The sequence below is a fragment of the Nostoc sp. genome (assembly GCF_036917655.1).
Lineage (GTDB): Bacteria > Cyanobacteriota > Cyanobacteriia > Cyanobacteriales > Nostocaceae > Nostoc.
The window spans coordinates 46,375-64,750 of sequence record NZ_JBALCY010000034.1; the positions used below are offsets into that span (position 1 = coordinate 46,375).

Sequence of the window (18,376 nt, forward strand, 5' to 3'; positions counted from 1 at the left end):
GCTATTTGGCGCTAAAACCAGAGCATCCCACTTTGGCGAATAGCCTACAGACTGAACCCGGATTTCTCATAAGTGAGAAATCCGGGTCAAGCCTTGACATGAAGGTATGGGGTTAATCTAAAATCTAAAATCCAAAATTGGGAGAGTCAGGAGTTTAATTCATAACTCATAACTGATTTTGGCGGCAAATTCCAAATGCTGAAGTGTAGGCGTGTAAGAAGGTTCTGCCACCAACAGGGCCGATTTCACCGCCACAGAAAAAGCCGCCTACAGGAATATCGTTAAGGTAGCGCCGAAATAGTTCAGAATCGAAGTTGGGTTTACCATACAGTCCTTCACCTCGCCCCAGACAGGAAAACATCAAGGCAGCTACGGCAGAGGGTTCAGATTCTCGTTTATGTTGATAACTTTGCAGGAGTAATTCTAGGTCTTCAGCGGAGGCTTGGGCATCGCGGAGGTGAAATTGCAGCCTTTGACCCGGACGGACACGATCGCCAATTGCGATCGCCCCTGCTGTTGGATCGACCCCAAGAATACCACGAATTAAAAAGTCTCCTTGCTGCAAAGCCAGCTTAAATTCATCCATTGCCACACCAACAAACAGAGAGTGCTGTGCTAAAGTGCGTTCTTGTTCGCTGAGACTGGCAATCAAATCTCGCAACACCATTAAAGGTACTTTCTCATCTAACTCCACAATAATATTGCGATCGGCTTTTGTAACTTGCAATGGTTTGCCAATCGGTCGGCATCCTTGGGCTACAATCGTTTCCAAAACAATATTGCCAGTCAAAGCTATACCAACAGTGCCTTCGCGATACAGGCTTTGGTGTTCATCACCACAGGCATCGTTACAAAATAGAGCAACACGACCACCCATACCCCCACCACTAGCCTGTCCCCCCACTATCACCGATCCTGGATAAGCAAAATCCAGCCCCTGTAACAAATCGTTGATTCCAGAAGCGAAAGAACTAGACAGCAAAATGAACTGGGGTGTCGGTGATGGTGGCACACCGATCAAATCAAGCCAAGCATCTGGTGAACTGTCTAAGTCAGGTAATTCTTCAGCAACAATATGAAAAACTTGAACCTTCACCCCTGGAAGGTGTGCTAAAGTCAAGCTAATAGCTGGTTCAGCTTCCAGTTCTTGGGTATCTCCGCTAACTGTTGTCCCAATCACACCTCCACCACTACAGCCAATTAGCACTGGCACAGAAAGTTTCTCAGCTAACAAGGGTAACAGTCGGGAATACTCACTTGTAAAAGCAGACGAAATGAATACCAGTCCTAGATCCGCAGGTGCTGTTAACGATGAGACAGCTCGTTCCACCACATCTGTAACAGCGGCTTCCAAAGAATGACGGGTTGATAGGGCGTTTGCCCACTGCATTTGGTCTGCCATGAGTTTTGAGCTTCTTTCTCTTTTTGGGCTAGTAGGTTTTGATTTTTTATTTTGGGAAGAATTGCATCCTACAAGAATTGACGCCAGCCCTTCGTCTCCTCGATGCCAAGAAGCTGGGGTTGTCATTCCCTAATATATTGCATCTAAATATATTGTATGATTATTTATCTATGCTACTGATTCCACAAAACATTAAAAAATAAAGGTAAATGCATTATAAATGCGCTAGTTTGCTGTATTGGTTATAAATCAATAAGCGAAAACACTAACTTCTGATCAGCTAAATGGTTAGAATGGTTAGTAATCAAGCCAAAAACTGCCATTTCTGAACTTTTTCCATACTGGTATTAACAACACACAACGAGACTAAAGCAATGACCAACATCCAAGAAACAGCAAAGGGCGACATCCAAGAAAAAATCCACGAAGAAGTGGAACAAGCGCGTACTGTCTGTGATATTAACGGTAGCAACTCTCCAGAGTGTGCTGCTGCTTGGGATGCAGTAGAAGAGTTGCAAGCCGAAGCTTCCCACAAGCGCCAAAGCAAGCCAAAAAACTCTCTAGAACAGTATTGTGATGACAACCCAGATGCAATTGAATGCCGGGTTTACGACGACTAGAAATTGAGGCAAGTGAATTTTCTGTTCGTTTGGTCAGCAAGCAACCAGAATTAACTAAAAAAGACGCAAACAATGGGGAAAATTGGCGACTCTTTCCGTTGCCAATTTTCCCCGCTTGCAAGCGTTAGGTTTAAAGCCCCCGACTTTAGTCATAAAGACAAAAAAATAAATTCCTTATTTGAATCAATAGACTTCTCCGTTTGAGCTACGGTGTATACACAAGTCCTAAAAACCTAGCTTGATAAAACTTTCCTCGTTTCCTCGTTTTCCTCGTTCCCAGTCTCCGACTGGGAATGCATTCATTGAGTCTCTGACTCAATATCTGACTGGAGGCAGCAGCCTCTAATCAGGCATTCCCATACTCTGCATGGGAACGAGATAAACGAGAGAATAATGGGAAATTGAGCTTTTTTCGACTTGTGTGTACACCGTAGCCGTTTAGGAGAGGGTGCGCTTTCCAGACATGGGGTTTCTGTGTGTCACTGCATCTCCGTGTCTTCTCAATAACTCAGATATCGCCCGATCAAAATTTCATATTGTAATACCTTATAATACCTTTTTCAAAAATCTTTGCAACAAATGAATTGGCTGTAGGGGCGTGCATCTATCATTGGTGTCAACTTAACGTAAAAACCAGTCTAGACAATTTGATAGATTTCCTCGTCAAGAGTCTCCAACTGGGAATGCCTATAGGGGGGCTGCCGCCTCAAGACTAGCGGCAGAGCCGTAATGAAAAAGCATTTCCAGCCAGAGGTTCTTAATGAGGTTTTAAAGGGGTTTGCGCTTAAGTTGACACCAATGTGCATCTGTACGCCCCTACAAACATGTTTATAGTATAAATTTCGTGAAATCCATGAGTTGGTAGAGCCACTTGCTTACAGAAAGAAGTTAGAGCGCCCTCTTGAGGCTAACTACTGAGCTTTATGCTTTGATTAAACTATTATCAAGAAGAATTCATGCTGAATTCGGGAGTCAGAATTCAGCATGGATTGGAGTCCGATTGACTCCTGAATAAAAGGGTTTAATCCCCTGCCTTATTAAGCGGTTTACAATCAGGTAGTGGTATAAAACCCCACTAGATTAATTCTGACTCCTGACTTCTGAATTCTTTTTTATCTATTGTTTGAGAAAAACTATGGACTATAATATTTGGTTTCGCCCTTTCGTCTGGATTGATTACCGACTGGCAGTATTATTCCTGGTAATTATTCCGCTAATTCTTCTGATTTGGGCATTTGTGCAAAAAGCGGAAGCCATACAACGCTTATTGACTATATACTGGCGAATATCAAGCCTGGTGGCAATCACGATTTACTTAATGATTGCCCAATATCCAGTTAGCTTTATCTCTGGATTAATAGCTCAGATTTTGATCCCAATTTCGCTGTGGTTCTGGGTGGATCTCAATGATGAAATTGAGTATCAAACCAGTGGCTCTTTGAAATTTATTTTTACCTCTTGGCGCTGGGCTACAACTGTTTATTGTATTTTGGGTACATTAGCCTTTATCCCTTTTTTGGGTTGTGCTTTTTCTGCCGATGTGCTAAAGACTCCCTATTGTCGCGTTTGGTTCGAGGCTCCGTTGCTATTCAAAGAATATTTCCATGCTAATAGCAAGCCTGAGTTCTTAGGTTTTCTTGGCATAATTAGTTTAGTAATTTTTGTGCTTTACTTAAGCTATTTTGTTCTGATTAAGCTGGGCAAGCAAGGACGCTCGGCAACACCACAGTAACCGTCGCTGCGCTACCGTACTCTACATGTTAAAAAAATGAATTCCATTGGCAAGCGACTGGAACAATACACTGCTAAACGCCCCCAAGAAGTCTTACTTGTAACGGTGGAAATTGCCAATGAACAAGATACAATTGCTGTTTTCAAAGGCTTTTCCAGTTCTTTAATGCGCCCTACGGCATTTGATGCAGATGTACCAGTTATGCCAGATGGGGCAAACATTCTCAACATTGACCGAGTAGCTAGTCCTTATAATCCTGAAGCACCCCGTTATATTCAACAAGGACTTTCTTGGGAAGCTATGCAAGCTCTATTATCAGAAGTGGGAGTCTAATTAATTCGTAATGACGCTCTCTACGAGACGCTGCGCGTAGCTTGCTTCCCCGAAGGGGTACGCGGACTCGCTACCGATCGCAAGAACAAGTTATTTGTGGTATCTGTGTGAAATTGCTTGTAGACGAAAATCTGTGCGATCGCATTATTTCATGGATTATTGACTCGAAGTGTTGGTCAGGCGATCGCAGTTAAGACAGACTGGTTATACTGTGAGCTTTATTTGGATGGGCTTAGATGCAACAGTCACAGGATGCAAACACGCCAAAACAATTTAGTCGAGAACAACGTTGGGAAATTGTACGAAACTTGCTACAACGTAGTAACCTGAGCAGCGAGGCAAAACAGGCATTCCACCAAGCTTATCCCAATGCACCAGAGGAGATGCTGAAAACTGCTGTTTTTCACACTTACGTTGATGGGATTGGAGCCGCAATAGACTGGTTAGTTGATTTAGAGTTATTTCTACGTGAACCCAGTCATGAACTAGATACTGGTGTTGTGTATCACCTGCTGTATCACCTGTACAATTGGTATCAGTTCAATGCATTGCTTGCAGATGGGAAAATAGGAGTTTTGGAACGTCTCAAGGAAATTAAGGAGTTGGCTTCAGATGGAGATATAGAGGCGATTCTTTCAACAGTTGAGCAGCTAGAATCGATGTTGAAAGGCGATCAGAACTATCCTAGTTTTTAGTAAGCGACTGCATAACCAATCAAATACAGCGAACAGTTGCAGTCCGTTGGTTGTCCATTCAAGGCTCACTGCTGCTGATTTAGGTATTCCCCTGAAGCAAGGTACAGATGGGTCTAAATTGCTATCTGAAACTGTCTTCTCTACGAGACGCTGCGCGAACAATTTTGAAGAATTATTTAGACATCATAATTTTCAATCCAACAGGGTGGGTTTATGTGAGGTTTCAGCAAAGTGCATAGAACTCAACATCAGTCTTACAAACCTTGGCAGATAGGAGCTTTCCCAAAAAAACGTCGTGATGTGCAATTGCTTAAAGATAGTGATGATGGTCTGGAAATAGACCTCATTTTTTACGATCCAAATCAAACTATCACAGTGAAGTTCACATATACAGAAGTGTATCGGGTTATAGACGAAGGACGCAGGCTCAAGCAACTCCAGCACTTGCCTCTACCAATGGAGGAAACAGTATATGTGGTGTCCAATTCAGATATTGTAGAGGAGTTAGTAGATGAATCTTGCGGAATGTTGGAAACTAGGGATGTGGTTCATTACTTTATTGTTACAGACAATGATTGTATTGACGTTATTACCAAGGCTAATATCAAACCACAATTGGGGAAAAAATGCTAGGTTCAGTGATATAAAATGTCCCGTTCTGGATACACACTTCCCGTCTTTGCCTGTGCTGCTGCTCTTGCAGCTTTACATTGGTTACGCGATCGCCAACCCCTAACTTTAGCATCTCTAGATTTGATTGAACCCGCTCAAATCGCCGAAATCCCCATTGAACAGGTAGCAGGACTATCTGAGAATATGGCTTTAGCAATAACTCGCAGCGATCCCGGTGATAATCTTGATTTGACTAAAGATACACCAATTTGGGCATTGGTGGAATGGAGGGAACAGGGTGATGATGCAGTAATTATTAAAGGTGGGGAAGGGATTGGTAGGCAATTAAACGCTGATGAGAAGCCGGCTATTTATGCCTATGCTCAAAGGCTTTTGCAAGAGAATTTGCAAAGAATGCTAGCACCGGGAGAAAAAATCACGGTGACGATTATTTTACCTGAAGGGCGATCGCTAGCTGTTCGGACTTCAAATTCTGCCTTTGGTGTGGTTGAAGGACTTTCCCTTTTAGGCACAACCGGCATTTCTCAACCCTTAAGTACACCAGATCAACTTGCAATTTTTCGGACGGAATTACAAAATAAAGCCAGTCGTTTTGAAAGTTTAGTATTCTGTATCGGGGAGAATGGCCTAGATTTGGCGCGTAAACTAGGGATTAATCCTGAACAATTGGTCAAAACTGCTAACTGGCTTGGACCAATGTTAGTAGAAGCTGATGTGCTGGGTGTGAAAGAAATCTTATTATTTGGCTATCACGGTAAGCTGATGAAATTGGCTGGGGGAATTTTTCACACTCATCACTACTTGGCTGACGGACGCCGGGAAATTTTAGCCGCGCACTGTGCGATCGCAGGTTTAAAATCACCAGATATCCAAGCTGTGTTTAATAGTGCCACCGCCGAAGCTGCACTAACATACCTAAAATCGCTAGATGCTGCAACTGGTAGTGATTGGGTAAATCAAGTTTACAGTGCGATCGCCGAAACTATCGATGTCCGTTCCCAAGAATACATCCAAAGCCATAGTGAAAGAGGCACAGGAGTAACAGTCTGTGGCTCTATCCTCTTTGATCGCGATCGCAAAATTATCGTGAAGAGTAAAACTGCTGGTCTGTTGATGGGAAAATTATGTTAATTTATTATGAATAATCGTAAACAATCCAAATAAATAATCTTTTAAGTAACCACTCAAAGGTAGATTTATCGTTTTAATACCATCTCCGACTCAGGAACTAGACAAACGCACATAACCTCGCGTTTGTAAAGGCTCTCTATACCATTATCAGCCTACCCAGGCTGAATAATAGCATCACCATAGACCACAAAGCATCTATTTATCCTTAACAGATATAACTTTCCCGTCATGAATACAGCGGTGACTCTACCAACAGAACTAGCGCCCCAAACATTGGAAAATTTTGGGCGGCTTGATCGTCAATTGATTGCAATTCTGGACTTCGGCTCTCAATATTCTGAGTTGATTGCCCGTCGCATTCGCGAGACTCAAGTATACTCGGAAGTTTTGTCCTATCGCACTACTTCTGCACATTTGCGCCAACTCAATCCTAAGGGAATCATCCTCTCCGGTGGGCCGAGTTCGGTTTATGGTGATAACGCTCCCCATTGTGACCCAGAAATCTGGAATTTGGGAATACCTATCTTGGGTGTTTGCTATGGGATGCAGCTGATGGTAAACCAACTCGGTGGGGAAGTGGCGAAGGCTGACCGAGGTGAGTACGGCAAAGCATCATTGTATATTGACAATCCCACAGATTTGCTCACTAATGTTGAAGATGGTACTACGATGTGGATGAGTCATGGAGACTCAGTTATCCAAATGCCATCAGGGTTTGAATTGCTGGCACATACAGAAAATACTCCTTGTGCTGCGATCGCCGACCACGAAAGGAAACTTTACGGCGTTCAGTTCCATCCAGAGGTGGTGCATTCTATTGGCGGTATAGCATTAATCCGTAATTTTGTCTACCATATCTGCGATTGCGAACCTACTTGGACAACAGCGGCTTTTGTCGAAGACGCAATTCGAGAAATTCGCGCCAGAGTTGGTGAAAAGCGGGTGCTGTTGGCGCTGTCTGGGGGAGTGGATTCTTCTACTTTGGCCTTTTTGCTGTATAAAGCGATTGGTGAGCAACTGACTTGCGTGTTTATCGACCAAGGCTTTATGCGAAAGTATGAGCCAGAACGATTAGTAAAACTATTCCACGAGCAGTTTCATATTCCTGTAGAGTATGTGAATGCTCGCGATCGCTTTTTAGCTGCGATCGCTGATATCACAGATCCTGAAGAAAAACGCCGCCGCATCGGACACGAATTTATCAGCGTGTTTGAGGAAACATCCAAGCGCCTCGGTCACTTTGACTATCTGGCTCAAGGGACTCTTTATCCAGATGTCATCGAATCTGCTGACACCAACGTTGATCCCCAAACTGGTGAGCGGGTAGCAGTGAAAATTAAGAGTCATCACAATGTTGGCGGTTTGCCCAAAGACCTAAGATTTAAATTGGTGGAACCACTGCGGAAACTATTTAAAGATGAAGTCCGCAAAGTTGGGCGTTCCATTGGTTTACCAGAAGAAATTGTCCAACGGCAACCTTTTCCTGGGCCTGGTTTGGCAATTCGCATCCTGGGGGAAGTCACATCTGAGCGGTTAAACATTTTGCGCGATGCCGATTTGATTGTGCGGCAAGAAATTAACCAACGTGGCATGTATCATGATTTCTGGCAAGCATTTGCTGTATTGCTGCCAATTCGTAGTGTTGGCGTTATGGGGGATCAACGTACTTACGCTTACCCGATTGTTTTGCGGATTGTTACCAGTGAAGATGGCATGACTGCTGATTGGGCCAGAGTCCCTTACAATGTGCTGGAAGTGATTTCCACTCGGATTGTGAATGAGGTGAAAGGGGTAAATCGGGTGGTTTATGACATCACCTCTAAGCCGCCTGGAACCATTGAATGGGAGTAATTAAGTTTTGAGTTGACTTGACTAAAAGCTCATTACTCTTTGTTATGGTTCAGATCCCTTGCAGTAGTTTAGATTCACATACAGCAGTTTGCAAGTTAATTAGGTATAAAACCTAGTTTACTTCTGACTGTTGATTCCTGACTCCTGACTTCTGCTGTATTTCAAAATGGCAATGCCGACCTGACTCGTTTTAAGCCTCGGTATTGTCTGTTTTTTGAATTTCGGTTTACTAAGAGCAAGAATGCCCCAAAATCCCGTATTAGTCTTAACCCAAGCGGATTGATTTTAAAAGCCTCCATCAAAATCCAAACCTGTTAGTAATAAAGCAGTCAGTAATTAGCAAGATTATTCTTGAACTCCAAGTATTCGTTAAAGTAAATTTTTTAAATATAAAGGAATTTAAACACCAACATAATTTTATCCAGTCAATAATTAGAAATGTCAGCGAACAATTAACCATCAATTCGATGGTGGCTAGACGAATTAATTTATTGTCTAGGAAAGTAGGCGCGATCGCAGTAAAATTACCAATGGTGTGGTAAATGAGAAAAAAACAAGCAGCTCATTAAAAATAACTTTCATTTAATCAACGTTAATGAAGATGTCATGGAATCTCCTCTCCCCCTTGCTAGCTTAAACATCCTCGTAGTTGATGATGATGACGATAGCCGCTTTTACATTACTACCGTGTTGGAAGCTGATGGAGCCACCGTTATGGCAGTTGCATCGGCAGCGTTAGCATTGAAAGTACTACCTGAGTTGCAACCAGATGTCTTGATTTGTGATATTGCTATGCCTGGTGAAGATGGCTACACCCTCATTCGCAAGATCCGAGCGCTGAAGCCTGATATTTGTGGAAAAATTCCCGCTATTGCCTTAACTGCCTATGGCGATAGCGAGTATCGTAGCCTGGCCCTGGAAGCAGGCTTTCAGACTCATGTAGCTAAACCAGTTGATCCAGGAGAACTAGTTGCGATCGTCGCAAATTTGGTTGCTTCTTATAAAAGTTAATACCAAAGATGCAGTCATTTATCGGTCATTATTTGTTATTTACCTCATCTTTTCTCATGTTCCTCATCATATTTTTTAACCGAATAAATCAAGGTTATACAACATCATTTTTGGTGAGGTGTTGGTTTGTGAAAAAAATGTTGGTAATAACAAGTTTTTAAAGGGAGAACTGTTTCATCTTCTAAAAGGCGCTGCTTTGCATTTGAACAGGGCGTGATTTGGAATTGCTGAGACTACTTAGCGCCAGTCTCAAAGCTAATTTGCTCAGACTTATATGCTGGTGGCTCGACATGAATTAAAATCCTCACTGGACGGAAGCGTTCTTCTAATCGGCTTTCTACATCTTCAGTAATGTGGTGAGCGGTTTCTACGTCTGGTGCATCTACGATTAAATGCATTTCAATAAACACTTGACGGCCAAGAACACCGCGAGAAGCGATCGCATGACAGTTAATTACACCTGGAACAGAAGTAGCGATCGCATGTATTGCTTCTGGTGCGATCGCCATTTGATCCACAAGTGAAGGCAAATTCTCTTTTAAAACTGACCAGCCACTCCAAAATACCAACAAAGCGACAGGAAAAGCTAACACCAAATCCATCCATTGATAACCTAGCCAAACTCCTATCAAGCCGCTAATTACTGAGATTGTCACCCAAATATCGCTCATCGTATGTGTCGCGTCAGCTATGAGAATCGAGCTACCTACCCGCCTACCCACACTACGTTCGTAAAACGCCACAAAAATATTCACGCCCAGCACAATTAGTAATAACCACAACTCAGGTGGCGATATTTTTACAGGTTCACCACCACCTTTGAGAATTCGCTCGATTGCTCCTTGCAGAATTTCAAAACAGGCAATTCCTAAAAATGAGGCAATTCCTAGAGCTACTACAGCTTCAAATTTGTGGTGTCCATAGGGATGCTCGCGATCGGGTTGTGGAGAAGAAAATTTACTCGCAATTAATCCTAAAACGTTGTTGGCGCTATCTGTCACACTATGCAAGGCATCAGCTAGCAAACTCAACGAGCCTGTCCAATAGCCCACAAGTGCTTTTAATCCTAGTACGAACAGGTTGAGCAGTAGGGTAATAATTAAAACCTTTCGCACTTCGGCGCGGTTATCGTAAATCATAGATAATTTATCACATCAAGTTCTATGACTTCTAATGTAAAACTTAAAACATAAATAAACACAGATAAAATGTATCAAAGTCTTACGCAGTAAGAATTAAGTATCTCTATAGTCTCTATGTTTTATACCAATTTGTTGAGATTCTTTTTAACTAACAGCAGCTACAAGCTGGATAGACATTAGTAATGGCTTTAGAGATAACAGCGCATTTTTAGCATTAATTCCAGGAATATTTTAATTAATTTTGTTATTTATACATGCACTTAGGTCATGCCGACTTGTATTCAAAGGGATTATTATGACCATCAGTGGTCTGTACTTACTCAGGATATTTGATGTTGGTAATGATAAGGGGAGGTTGGGGGGATATTGCGGGGCAAAATATCACTAACATCAAGTGTATTGCCTTATAAGGATAAGAAAGCCCGTGCTTCATTCAGAAAATGATCAAGATTTCAGGAGCGAAATCTGACAGTTTCCACGTCAGATGTCCATGCGACAGCAAATAGGTGTCGTCTTACTCCGGCCACGCTTGCAACGCTGTCTCCACCACCCGCAGTAGTTCCATTCGGGTGGCTCCGGTCGCAGCCAAGACTGACATTCCACAATTGACCGTCACGACAAAGCGGGCAAGAGCGGCGGGTTCGGAATCGGCTGGCAAGTCCCCCTCCGAAATCGCCTGCTCAAAACGCTTACGCAGGTCTACTTCATTAGACGCTCGGCGTGCGGACAATTCCTGCCGGATCGGATCGGCCGGATCTCCGCATGAAAGAGTGCCATGAACCCAGAGACATCCCGGTGGATTGCGTGGATCGGTTCCCAGGTCAACAACCCCGTGCATCATCCGCTCGGCGACCCGGCGCGCGGTCGGCTCTTTGAGAGCCTCACGAAGATAAGCTGACGGCCCGTCGGCATAGCGATCAAGCACTTTGCGGAATAGAGATTCCTTGTTGCCAAAGGCGGCGTAGAGGCTTGGGCGATTGATGCCCATAGCCTCGGTCAGATCCGAGAGGGACGTACCCAAGTAGCCTTTGCGCCAGAACACATGCATTGCACGATTGAGCGCGTCATCGGTATCGAACTCACGGGGTCGGCCCATCGCCGCAGTGGTTTTTTCCTGTTTCATACTCATCAGTATAATAGTTTCTTGACAGGCTTGCCCTCATGCCTTATATCTATACCATCCGATACAAAATCGGATTGCAACGACAAACTCTAACGACAAAAGAATAGTATGAACACCGAAAAACTCACAGGTAAGGTGGCATTGGTAACAGGCGGCTCACGCGGTTTGGGGGCAGCGATCGCCAAACGTCTCGCAGAGGATGGCGCAACTGTCGCTCTCACCTACACTAGTTCGCCGCAAAAAGCCGACGAGGTGGTGCTTGCCATCGAAGCGGCAGGTGGTCGAGCCTTGGCTATACGCGCCGACAGTGCCAATGTCGAAGCGGTGAAGAACGCGATCGCCGAGACTGTGAAAGCCTTTGGTCGTCTCGACATCCTCGTGAACAATGCAGGGGTCGCTGCTTTGGCCCCAATCGACCAGTTCTCGCTGGATGATTTTGACCGGCTGATCGCGATTAACGTTAAGGGCGTTTTTGTGGCAACTCAGGAGGCTGTCCGCCACATGGGCGAGGGCGGACGAATCATTATGATCGGCAGCGTCAACAGTGACATCATGCCTTTTGCTGGCGGCTCCGTCTACGCTTTAACCAAGGGTGCGATGCCTACGGCGGGCTGCGCCAACGCCAGTTTTACGCGCGGTCTTGCCCGTGATCTCGGTTCTCGTGGCATCACGGTAAACAATATCCAACCCGGTCCGGTGGACACCGACATGAACCCGGCGGAGGGTTCCTTTGCCGATAGCATGAAAAGCATGATCGCCCTCCAGCGCTACGGCCAAAGTGAAGAAGTAGCGGGCATGGTTTCCTATCTCGCAAGTGCCGAAGCCGGTTTTGTCACCGGTGCAAGCCTGAAGATTGATGGCGGCTTCGCAGCCTGATTAGGCGGCCACAACAAAACCAAGAAAAGTCCGATCATGCAAATCGGAATCATCGGCACGTTAAACGATGCAAACTTCTTAGGAGGAATAACAAAATGTCATCTGAAGCAGAAAAGGCAGTACAAGAACCGGGAGGAGCGATTATGTCTAAAAAGAGAGCCGATCGCACCTTGGCTGGTCATTGCAGTAACGTTTTTTTCGTCCATCTTTAATCTACTGATACCGTTTCTTTGTGAAGCTGCAATATATTTTTACCCCCGGCTAACGCCCTCCCCCCAAGGCATCGGGGGGACTACAGGGGGGTTTGATAAGATGCATCTTCATACAGAATTGGTATGAGTAATAATTCAATGACTGAAGCGATCGCACATACGGGGCTACCGATTATCTTGGTAAGTGCAGAAAATGAGGTTTACATCGACACTGATGTAATGAATGCCGCACTGGGATAAGCCGTGATGGGGTCAAATAGAAAGACTTTTAATCAGCAAGCTCAGAAAATTATTCTCGGCAAACTCAGGGCTGGGGGTTAGGTCTGTATTCCATGCAATTGAGAACCGCTATAAATGCGATCGCACCTTGGATTAAAAATGTTGCTCTAGGGAAACTCCAAAAAACTGGAGAATGCAGGAATGCGATCGCCTCATTGCAGAAAACTGCATAATTAACAAATATTCGCTTATTTATCGTCCAAAGGTGCGGTTTCATTAGATACTCAAATAATCAAGATGAATAGCACCTTATGACGATAAGATACGCATTACACAGGTGTTTGCAGTTTGGACTGGCAGGGTTAGTGGGCTGCTTAAGTGCTAGTGTCTTCACTGCTAAAACCCAGGCGCAGCAAAGTAATATTGTACCCGACAACACACTTGGCGCTGAGTCCTCCCAAATTATAGGCAACTTTCAGGGACTACCAATTGAAATAATTACAGGTGGTGCAACTCGCGGAATCAATCTTTTTCACAGCTTTCAAGAATTTAATATCAGCGAGGGACGGGGGGCGTATTTCTTGAGTCCTAGCGCAGATATCCAAAATATTCTGGCACGGGTGACAGGCAATAACCCTTCAGAAATTTTGGGGAAACTCGGCACATCTGGCAGTTCTAGCCCGAATTTATTTTTGATCAATCCCAATGGGATTGTGTTTGGCAAAAATGCCAGTTTAGATGTGCAGGGTTCGTTTATAGGGACGACTGCAAGCAGTGTAAAGTTTGGCAATCAGGGAAATTTTAGTGCGACAAATCCCCAAGCAGCGCCATTGTTGACTGTGAATCCTTCGGCGTTGTTATTTAATCAGATTAATCAAAGCGGGGGAATAATCAACCAATCTCAAGCACCCGCAGGAGTAAACCCAATTGGAGTAAATGTTACAGGTTTAAGAGTACCTAATGGGCAAAGTTTGCTATTAGTTGGTGGTAATATCAACTTAGATGGGGGTGGGCTGGTAGCTAACGGTGGCAGAGTTGAGGTAGCTGCTTTAGCTGCACCAGGAAATGTGGGACTAAATGTAGCGGGTAATACATTGAGTTTGAGTGTTCCGAATGATGTGCAGCTAGCTGATGTATCTCTCTCGAATCAAGCTTTTGTAAGTGTTTTTGGCGCGGGTGGCGGAGATATTGCCATTAATGCCCGTAATTTTGATATGTCCAATTCACAACTATATGCGGGAATTGGTCAAAACTTGGGTGATGGCACTACCCAAGCAGGTGATATTAAATTAAATGCAACGGGAGCAATTTCTCTTAAAGACTCCTTACTAGAAACCAGTATTTATGGGAGAGGAAATGCTGGCAATATATTTATCCAAACACCAAATGCAGTTTCTCTTGAATTCAGTTCTGTCTTCAGCAACATAGAAGCTGGGGGTGTAGGTAGGGGTGGAAATATTAATATTACATCTGGTTCCGTTTCTCTAAAAGATAAATCACAACTGCAAACTTTTATCCGTGGAGCAGATACTAATCTAAATCGACCTGCTGGGCGTGGAGATGCAGGTAATGTCAATATAGATGTCCGTGGCGCTGTGAATATTACAGGGACAAGAAATGGATCTCGTAGTGCTATTTACAGTGGAGTATCTCCTGGAGCCACGGGTAATGGTGGTAACATCAACATCAAATCAGGCTCTTTATTGCTGACTGATCTTGCTACTCTAATTACAAGTACGGGTGGAACTGGCAATGCAGGTAATATTTTTATTGAAGCATCTGATTCTCTTTCTCTTGTCAATGGAGTGATATCCAGTAGTATAGGTGCTGGGGCTGTTGGTAAAGGTGGCGATATCAATATTACTGCGGGGTCACTTTATTTAGCTGATAATTCTCAGTTATTGGCGAACATTGAAGATGCGGCAAATAATCTTCCTGGGGGACGCGGAAATGGAGGAAATGTTAATATTAATGTTAGAGGTAATGTCACTTTTGCTAATGCCACACCTGGGATTATCAATGGAATTCAGGCTAACTTGGGTCAAGGAGCCATCGGTAATAGTGGGAAGATTAGTATTAATGCAGACTCGTTAGCAATAAATAATGGTTCATCAATCGAAGCTAGAACCTATGGAAAAGGTGACTCTGGTAGCATTATTATTAATGCCCATGATATTAGCTTAGACAATAAAGATAAAAATACTTTTTTTAGTAATATTAATAACGGTGTAAACTTCAGTGGCGCAGGAAATGCAGGTGATATTCAAATAACAACTGGCACTTTGACAGCGACCAATGGAGCTTATATTATTAGCGATAGCGTTGGCAAAGGAAATGCAGGAAATATAACTGTAGACGCTCGTGATGCAATTAATTTGGATGGTTTTGGAACTCGCAAGTTTAATGGTAGTGTCTTCGATTCATCAACTGGGTTAAATAGTGAGTTATTAACTGGTGGTGTGGGTAGAGGGGGAGATATTCACGTGACAACTCGATCGCTCTCTGTGACTAATAGCGCACAAATAATTAACAGTACAGATGGACACGGTAATGCAGGTAACATAACTATCAATGCCCGCGATAATGTCACCTTTGCAGACTTGGTAAGCCAACAGCCACTATCTAATAGTCAAGTAAGTAGCACTGTGGGTTCTAATGGTGTTGGTAATGGTGGCGATATCCATATCACCGCAGGTACACTGCTATTTCAAAATGGTGGTACCGCTCAAGCATCTAGCAATGGGCAAGGTAATGCAGGTAATATTTTTATTGATGCAAAAAACACTGTTACTTTTGACGGTATAGGTAGCAATAGTTTACCAAGCGATCTATTGACTAATGCATTTAATGGTAATGGGGGAAATATCCAGGTGAAAACTGGTTCGCTATTTTTAATAAATGGCGGTCGAATGGTAACTTCCATACTTGGAAAAGGCAACGCTGGCAATATCACGATTGATGCCAGCGATGCAGTTAAAATTGATGGTGCTAACCGTAATTTAGGTACTGGTTTGACAACTTCTTTACTTAGAGGTGAAGGCAAAGGTGGAGATATTCAAATCAAAGCTGGGTTACTTTCTGTCAGTAATGGAGGACAAGTATCGAGCGGTACTTTTGGCTTAGGTGATGCAGGAAACATTCTAATTAACACAACTGACAATATAAGCATCACGAATAGCTCTACAGTGGACGCATTGACTGCTGGGCAGGGGAACGCCGGAAAGATTGTAGTTAGTGCTGGCGGTGTTATTTCCCTTGATGGTCTTGGTAGCGGTATAAGTACTCAAGTATTCAATGGGGGTTCTTTCTTAGTTGCTGAAGGCAAAGGCGGTGATATTGATATTAATGCCCGTGCTTTATCTCTGAGCAATGGTGCAGGATTATTTTCTAGTACTTATGGCAAGGGTGATGCAGGGAGTATTGCAATTAATTTAACTGACAACCTGAATTTAGAAAACAACTCTCAAATAAATACAGCGACTTATGGACAAGGAAATGCAGGAAACATTTCTGTAGATACAAAAAATTCTATTTTTTTAGCAAACAACAGCTTTATCAACAGTAATGTGGGCGTAGGGGGTATAGGTAAAGGTGGTGATATTGATGTCAACACCAAAACTTTAGCTTTAGAAAGTGGTTCACAAATTGGCACATCTATTTTTAGACAATTTGGAAATATTTCTGGTGGCAGAGGAAAAGCTGGCGACATTCATATCAATGCTTCTGATTCTGTGACACTATTAGGTAGTGGCTTATTAGGCTTTTCTAGTGGTTTACTTACCTCAACTGAAAGAGGAGCAGCTGGTGATGCTGGCAACATTACAGTTACTACAGATAACTTTCAAGTCACAGACGGTGCAATAGTCAGTGCCAGCACTTTTAATAACAATCAAAGCGGTGACATTACCATAAATGCCAACACTTTTGAAGCTATTAACGGCGGACAAGTAATTACAAATACTGGTGCTGCTGGAAATGCGGGTAATATCAGACTTAATGTTAAAGATGATATCACCATTGCTGGTAGCGATCCAAATTTTGCTCAACGACTGACACGTAGCGCTGAATACATCAGAAATTTTGGCTCAACAGACCGAGTAACCGATGTTATTGATAATGAAGGAGCTGTAAGCGGAATCTTTGCTGACACAACTGCTGGCTCTATTGGACAGGGAGGTAGTATATTTATTGATCCTCCTAACATTACTCTTAGAGATGGTGCAAAAGTATCAGTAAATAGTGAGGGTACTGGTAATGCAGGTAATATCACTATAGATGCAGGAACTTTCACAATTGACAATAAAGCTGCAATTTCTGCTCAAACCGCTAGTAGTCAAGGTGGAAACATTAACCTCATCGCCCAAAATTATTTACTTCTACGTAATGGTAGCCAAATTTCTACTACCGCAGGCACAGCCCAAGCCGGAGGTGATGGTGGTAACATCAATATCAATGCTAAATTCATCATCGCTATCCCTGAAGAAAATAGCGACATCACAGCCAATGCCTTCACAGGAAAAGGTGGAAACGTCAAAATCAATTCTCAAGGTATCTTCGGTATCGAGTCGCGGACAAAGCCAACTGAAAAAAGTGATATTACCGCCAGTTCCGAATTAGGCGTTGCAGGTGTGATTAGCATTAACGCACCCGATACCAGTTTCATCCGAAACAGCTTCACCGAATTATCTCCAGTGATCGACACCAACGCACTCATCGCTAATAGTTGCATTTCACGCGGCATCAAGCGACAAGAAAACTCTTTTACTATTACAGGTTCTGGTGCTTTGACTACTAATCGTCCTGGTGTTTTGGTTTCTACCTACACAACTGGTGAGGTTAGAGGTGTCGAAACTACATCCCGTCCTTGGAAGAAAGGCGATGCAATTATCGAACCGCAAGGATTATATCGGCTCAATAATGGGCAGTTGCTATTGAGTCGAGAATGTTCTTAAAAGATTTCCGATTAAAAAAATACCCAAATTGCAGGGGCATGGCTGACACAGACTTTTGGTAAAACAGACATTTGCTTGGTGCTGAATTTAGATCCCCGACTTTTTTAAAAAGTCGGAGATATGGGTTACAACTTTTGCTTAAGTAAGTGCCATTCCGTTGTAGCCTTAGATAGTAGGCAAAACCACGCTTTGACGTACAATACGCTTGCGATCGCTTTTACGAGTCCTTCCAGCCATCTGATATTCGTGGCTATTATTACCAAATTTATAAGCAATTCCACGCAAAATATTCTCAGAATGGTCTGCTAAATCTTGTTCATTTTCCATGATCTGGGTTAGTAAGACATCGATAGTAGAGAGGGTGGTATTGTACTACAGGGAAGGCGAAAGTTTCTACAGAGAAGGCAAAACAGGGAAATTAGTTGGTATACGAAGAATTTTACC

General features: G+C 43.3%; 15 protein-coding genes. 11 read left to right on the forward strand and 4 right to left on the reverse strand.

Annotated features, from left to right (window positions below; all coding sequences use genetic code 11):
• Window positions 1–166: 166 nt before the first annotated feature.
• Entirely contained in the window at window positions 167–1,402 is a 1,236-nt protein-coding gene (locus tag V7K30_RS14735) for an FIST signal transduction protein (RefSeq protein ID WP_335000338.1), read from the reverse strand.
• Window positions 1,403–1,776: 374 nt separating this feature from the next.
• Here V7K30_RS14735 and V7K30_RS14740 point away from each other — a divergent pair, with 374 nt between their 5' ends.
• The 9 genes from V7K30_RS14740 to V7K30_RS14780 all read left to right on the forward strand — a co-directional run bounded on the left by V7K30_RS14740 (window position 1,777) and on the right by V7K30_RS14780 (window position 9,408).
• Window positions 1,777–2,022, forward strand: a complete 246-nt coding sequence (locus tag V7K30_RS14740) for a Calvin cycle protein CP12 (protein ID WP_094347170.1) — start codon at window positions 1,777–1,779, stop codon at window positions 2,020–2,022.
• 1,135 nt (window positions 2,023–3,157) lie between these two features.
• Complete coding sequence (locus V7K30_RS14745; protein WP_335000340.1) at window positions 3,158–3,754, forward strand: DUF3177 family protein; 597 nt, start codon at window positions 3,158–3,160, stop codon at window positions 3,752–3,754.
• 36 nt (window positions 3,755–3,790) lie between these two features.
• Entirely contained in the window at window positions 3,791–4,087 is a 297-nt protein-coding gene (locus tag V7K30_RS14750) for a DUF7734 family protein (RefSeq protein ID WP_335000342.1), read from the forward strand.
• 41 nt (window positions 4,088–4,128) lie between these two features.
• On the forward strand, window positions 4,129–4,281 hold the full coding sequence (locus V7K30_RS14755; RefSeq protein WP_335000344.1) for a hypothetical protein: 153 nt from the start codon (window positions 4,129–4,131) through the stop codon (window positions 4,279–4,281).
• A gap of 42 nt (window positions 4,282–4,323) precedes the next feature.
• Window positions 4,324–4,782: a hypothetical protein gene (locus tag V7K30_RS14760; RefSeq protein ID WP_335000346.1), complete on the forward strand. Its 459-nt coding sequence runs from the start codon at window positions 4,324–4,326 to the stop codon at window positions 4,780–4,782.
• A 231-nt stretch (window positions 4,783–5,013) separates the two neighbouring features.
• On the forward strand, window positions 5,014–5,415 hold the full coding sequence (locus V7K30_RS14765; RefSeq protein WP_335000348.1) for a hypothetical protein: 402 nt from the start codon (window positions 5,014–5,016) through the stop codon (window positions 5,413–5,415).
• A gap of 15 nt (window positions 5,416–5,430) precedes the next feature.
• On the forward strand, window positions 5,431–6,546 hold the full coding sequence (gene cbiD / locus V7K30_RS14770) for a cobalt-precorrin-5B (C(1))-methyltransferase CbiD (RefSeq protein ID WP_335000350.1): 1,116 nt from the start codon (window positions 5,431–5,433) through the stop codon (window positions 6,544–6,546).
• A gap of 228 nt (window positions 6,547–6,774) precedes the next feature.
• Window positions 6,775–8,397: a glutamine-hydrolyzing GMP synthase gene (gene guaA, locus V7K30_RS14775; protein ID WP_335000352.1), complete on the forward strand. Its 1,623-nt coding sequence runs from the start codon at window positions 6,775–6,777 to the stop codon at window positions 8,395–8,397.
• A gap of 606 nt (window positions 8,398–9,003) precedes the next feature.
• Window positions 9,004–9,408, forward strand: coding sequence for a response regulator (locus V7K30_RS14780; RefSeq protein WP_335000354.1), 405 nt, complete (start codon window positions 9,004–9,006; stop codon window positions 9,406–9,408).
• Window positions 9,409–9,641: 233 nt separating this feature from the next.
• On the opposite strand, the gene V7K30_RS14785 is transcribed toward V7K30_RS14780, so the two are convergent.
• Window positions 9,642–10,547: a cation diffusion facilitator family transporter gene (locus V7K30_RS14785; RefSeq protein ID WP_335000356.1), complete on the reverse strand. Its 906-nt coding sequence runs from the start codon at window positions 10,545–10,547 to the stop codon at window positions 9,642–9,644.
• A 517-nt stretch (window positions 10,548–11,064) separates the two neighbouring features.
• Complete coding sequence (locus tag V7K30_RS14790; RefSeq protein ID WP_335000358.1) at window positions 11,065–11,673, reverse strand: TetR/AcrR family transcriptional regulator; 609 nt, start codon at window positions 11,671–11,673, stop codon at window positions 11,065–11,067.
• Between the two features lie 108 nt (window positions 11,674–11,781).
• Between V7K30_RS14790 and V7K30_RS14795 the strand changes: the two genes are divergently transcribed.
• Window positions 11,782–12,549, forward strand: a complete 768-nt coding sequence (locus tag V7K30_RS14795) for a 3-oxoacyl-ACP reductase family protein (protein WP_335000360.1) — start codon at window positions 11,782–11,784, stop codon at window positions 12,547–12,549.
• A 742-nt stretch (window positions 12,550–13,291) separates the two neighbouring features.
• Window positions 13,292–17,932 carry a beta strand repeat-containing protein gene (locus V7K30_RS14800; RefSeq protein WP_335000362.1) on the forward strand — a complete coding sequence of 1,547 codons (4,641 nt, stop codon included), beginning with the start codon at window positions 13,292–13,294 and terminating at the stop codon, window positions 17,930–17,932.
• Window positions 17,933–18,097: 165 nt separating this feature from the next.
• On the opposite strand, the gene V7K30_RS14805 is transcribed toward V7K30_RS14800, so the two are convergent.
• Window positions 18,098–18,259, reverse strand: a complete 162-nt coding sequence (locus V7K30_RS14805) for a hypothetical protein (protein ID WP_335000364.1) — start codon at window positions 18,257–18,259, stop codon at window positions 18,098–18,100.
• Window positions 18,260–18,376: the final 117 nt, after the last annotated feature.

Excerpts from the sequence above, each read along its gene's own strand:
- V7K30_RS14790 (WP_335000358.1), bottom strand. The coding sequence starts at position 11,673 with ATGAAACAGGAAAAAACCACTGCGGCGATGGGCCGACCCCGTGAGTTC.
- V7K30_RS14800 (WP_335000362.1), top strand. The coding sequence starts at position 13,292 with ATGACGATAAGATACGCATTACACAGGTGTTTGCAGTTTGGACTGGCA.
- V7K30_RS14745 (WP_335000340.1), top strand. The coding sequence starts at position 3,158 with ATGGACTATAATATTTGGTTTCGCCCTTTCGTCTGGATTGATTACCGA.
- cbiD (WP_335000350.1), top strand. The coding sequence starts at position 5,431 with ATGTCCCGTTCTGGATACACACTTCCCGTCTTTGCCTGTGCTGCTGCT.
- V7K30_RS14785 (WP_335000356.1), bottom strand. The coding sequence starts at position 10,547 with ATGATTTACGATAACCGCGCCGAAGTGCGAAAGGTTTTAATTATTACC.
- V7K30_RS14740 (WP_094347170.1), top strand. The coding sequence starts at position 1,777 with ATGACCAACATCCAAGAAACAGCAAAGGGCGACATCCAAGAAAAAATC.
- V7K30_RS14760 (WP_335000346.1), top strand. The coding sequence starts at position 4,324 with ATGCAACAGTCACAGGATGCAAACACGCCAAAACAATTTAGTCGAGAA.
- V7K30_RS14735 (WP_335000338.1), bottom strand. The coding sequence starts at position 1,402 with ATGGCAGACCAAATGCAGTGGGCAAACGCCCTATCAACCCGTCATTCT.
- V7K30_RS14750 (WP_335000342.1), top strand. The coding sequence starts at position 3,791 with ATGAATTCCATTGGCAAGCGACTGGAACAATACACTGCTAAACGCCCC.
- V7K30_RS14780 (WP_335000354.1), top strand. The coding sequence starts at position 9,004 with ATGGAATCTCCTCTCCCCCTTGCTAGCTTAAACATCCTCGTAGTTGAT.
- guaA (WP_335000352.1), top strand. The coding sequence starts at position 6,775 with ATGAATACAGCGGTGACTCTACCAACAGAACTAGCGCCCCAAACATTG.
- V7K30_RS14805 (WP_335000364.1), bottom strand. The coding sequence starts at position 18,259 with ATGGAAAATGAACAAGATTTAGCAGACCATTCTGAGAATATTTTGCGT.
- V7K30_RS14795 (WP_335000360.1), top strand. The coding sequence starts at position 11,782 with ATGAACACCGAAAAACTCACAGGTAAGGTGGCATTGGTAACAGGCGGC.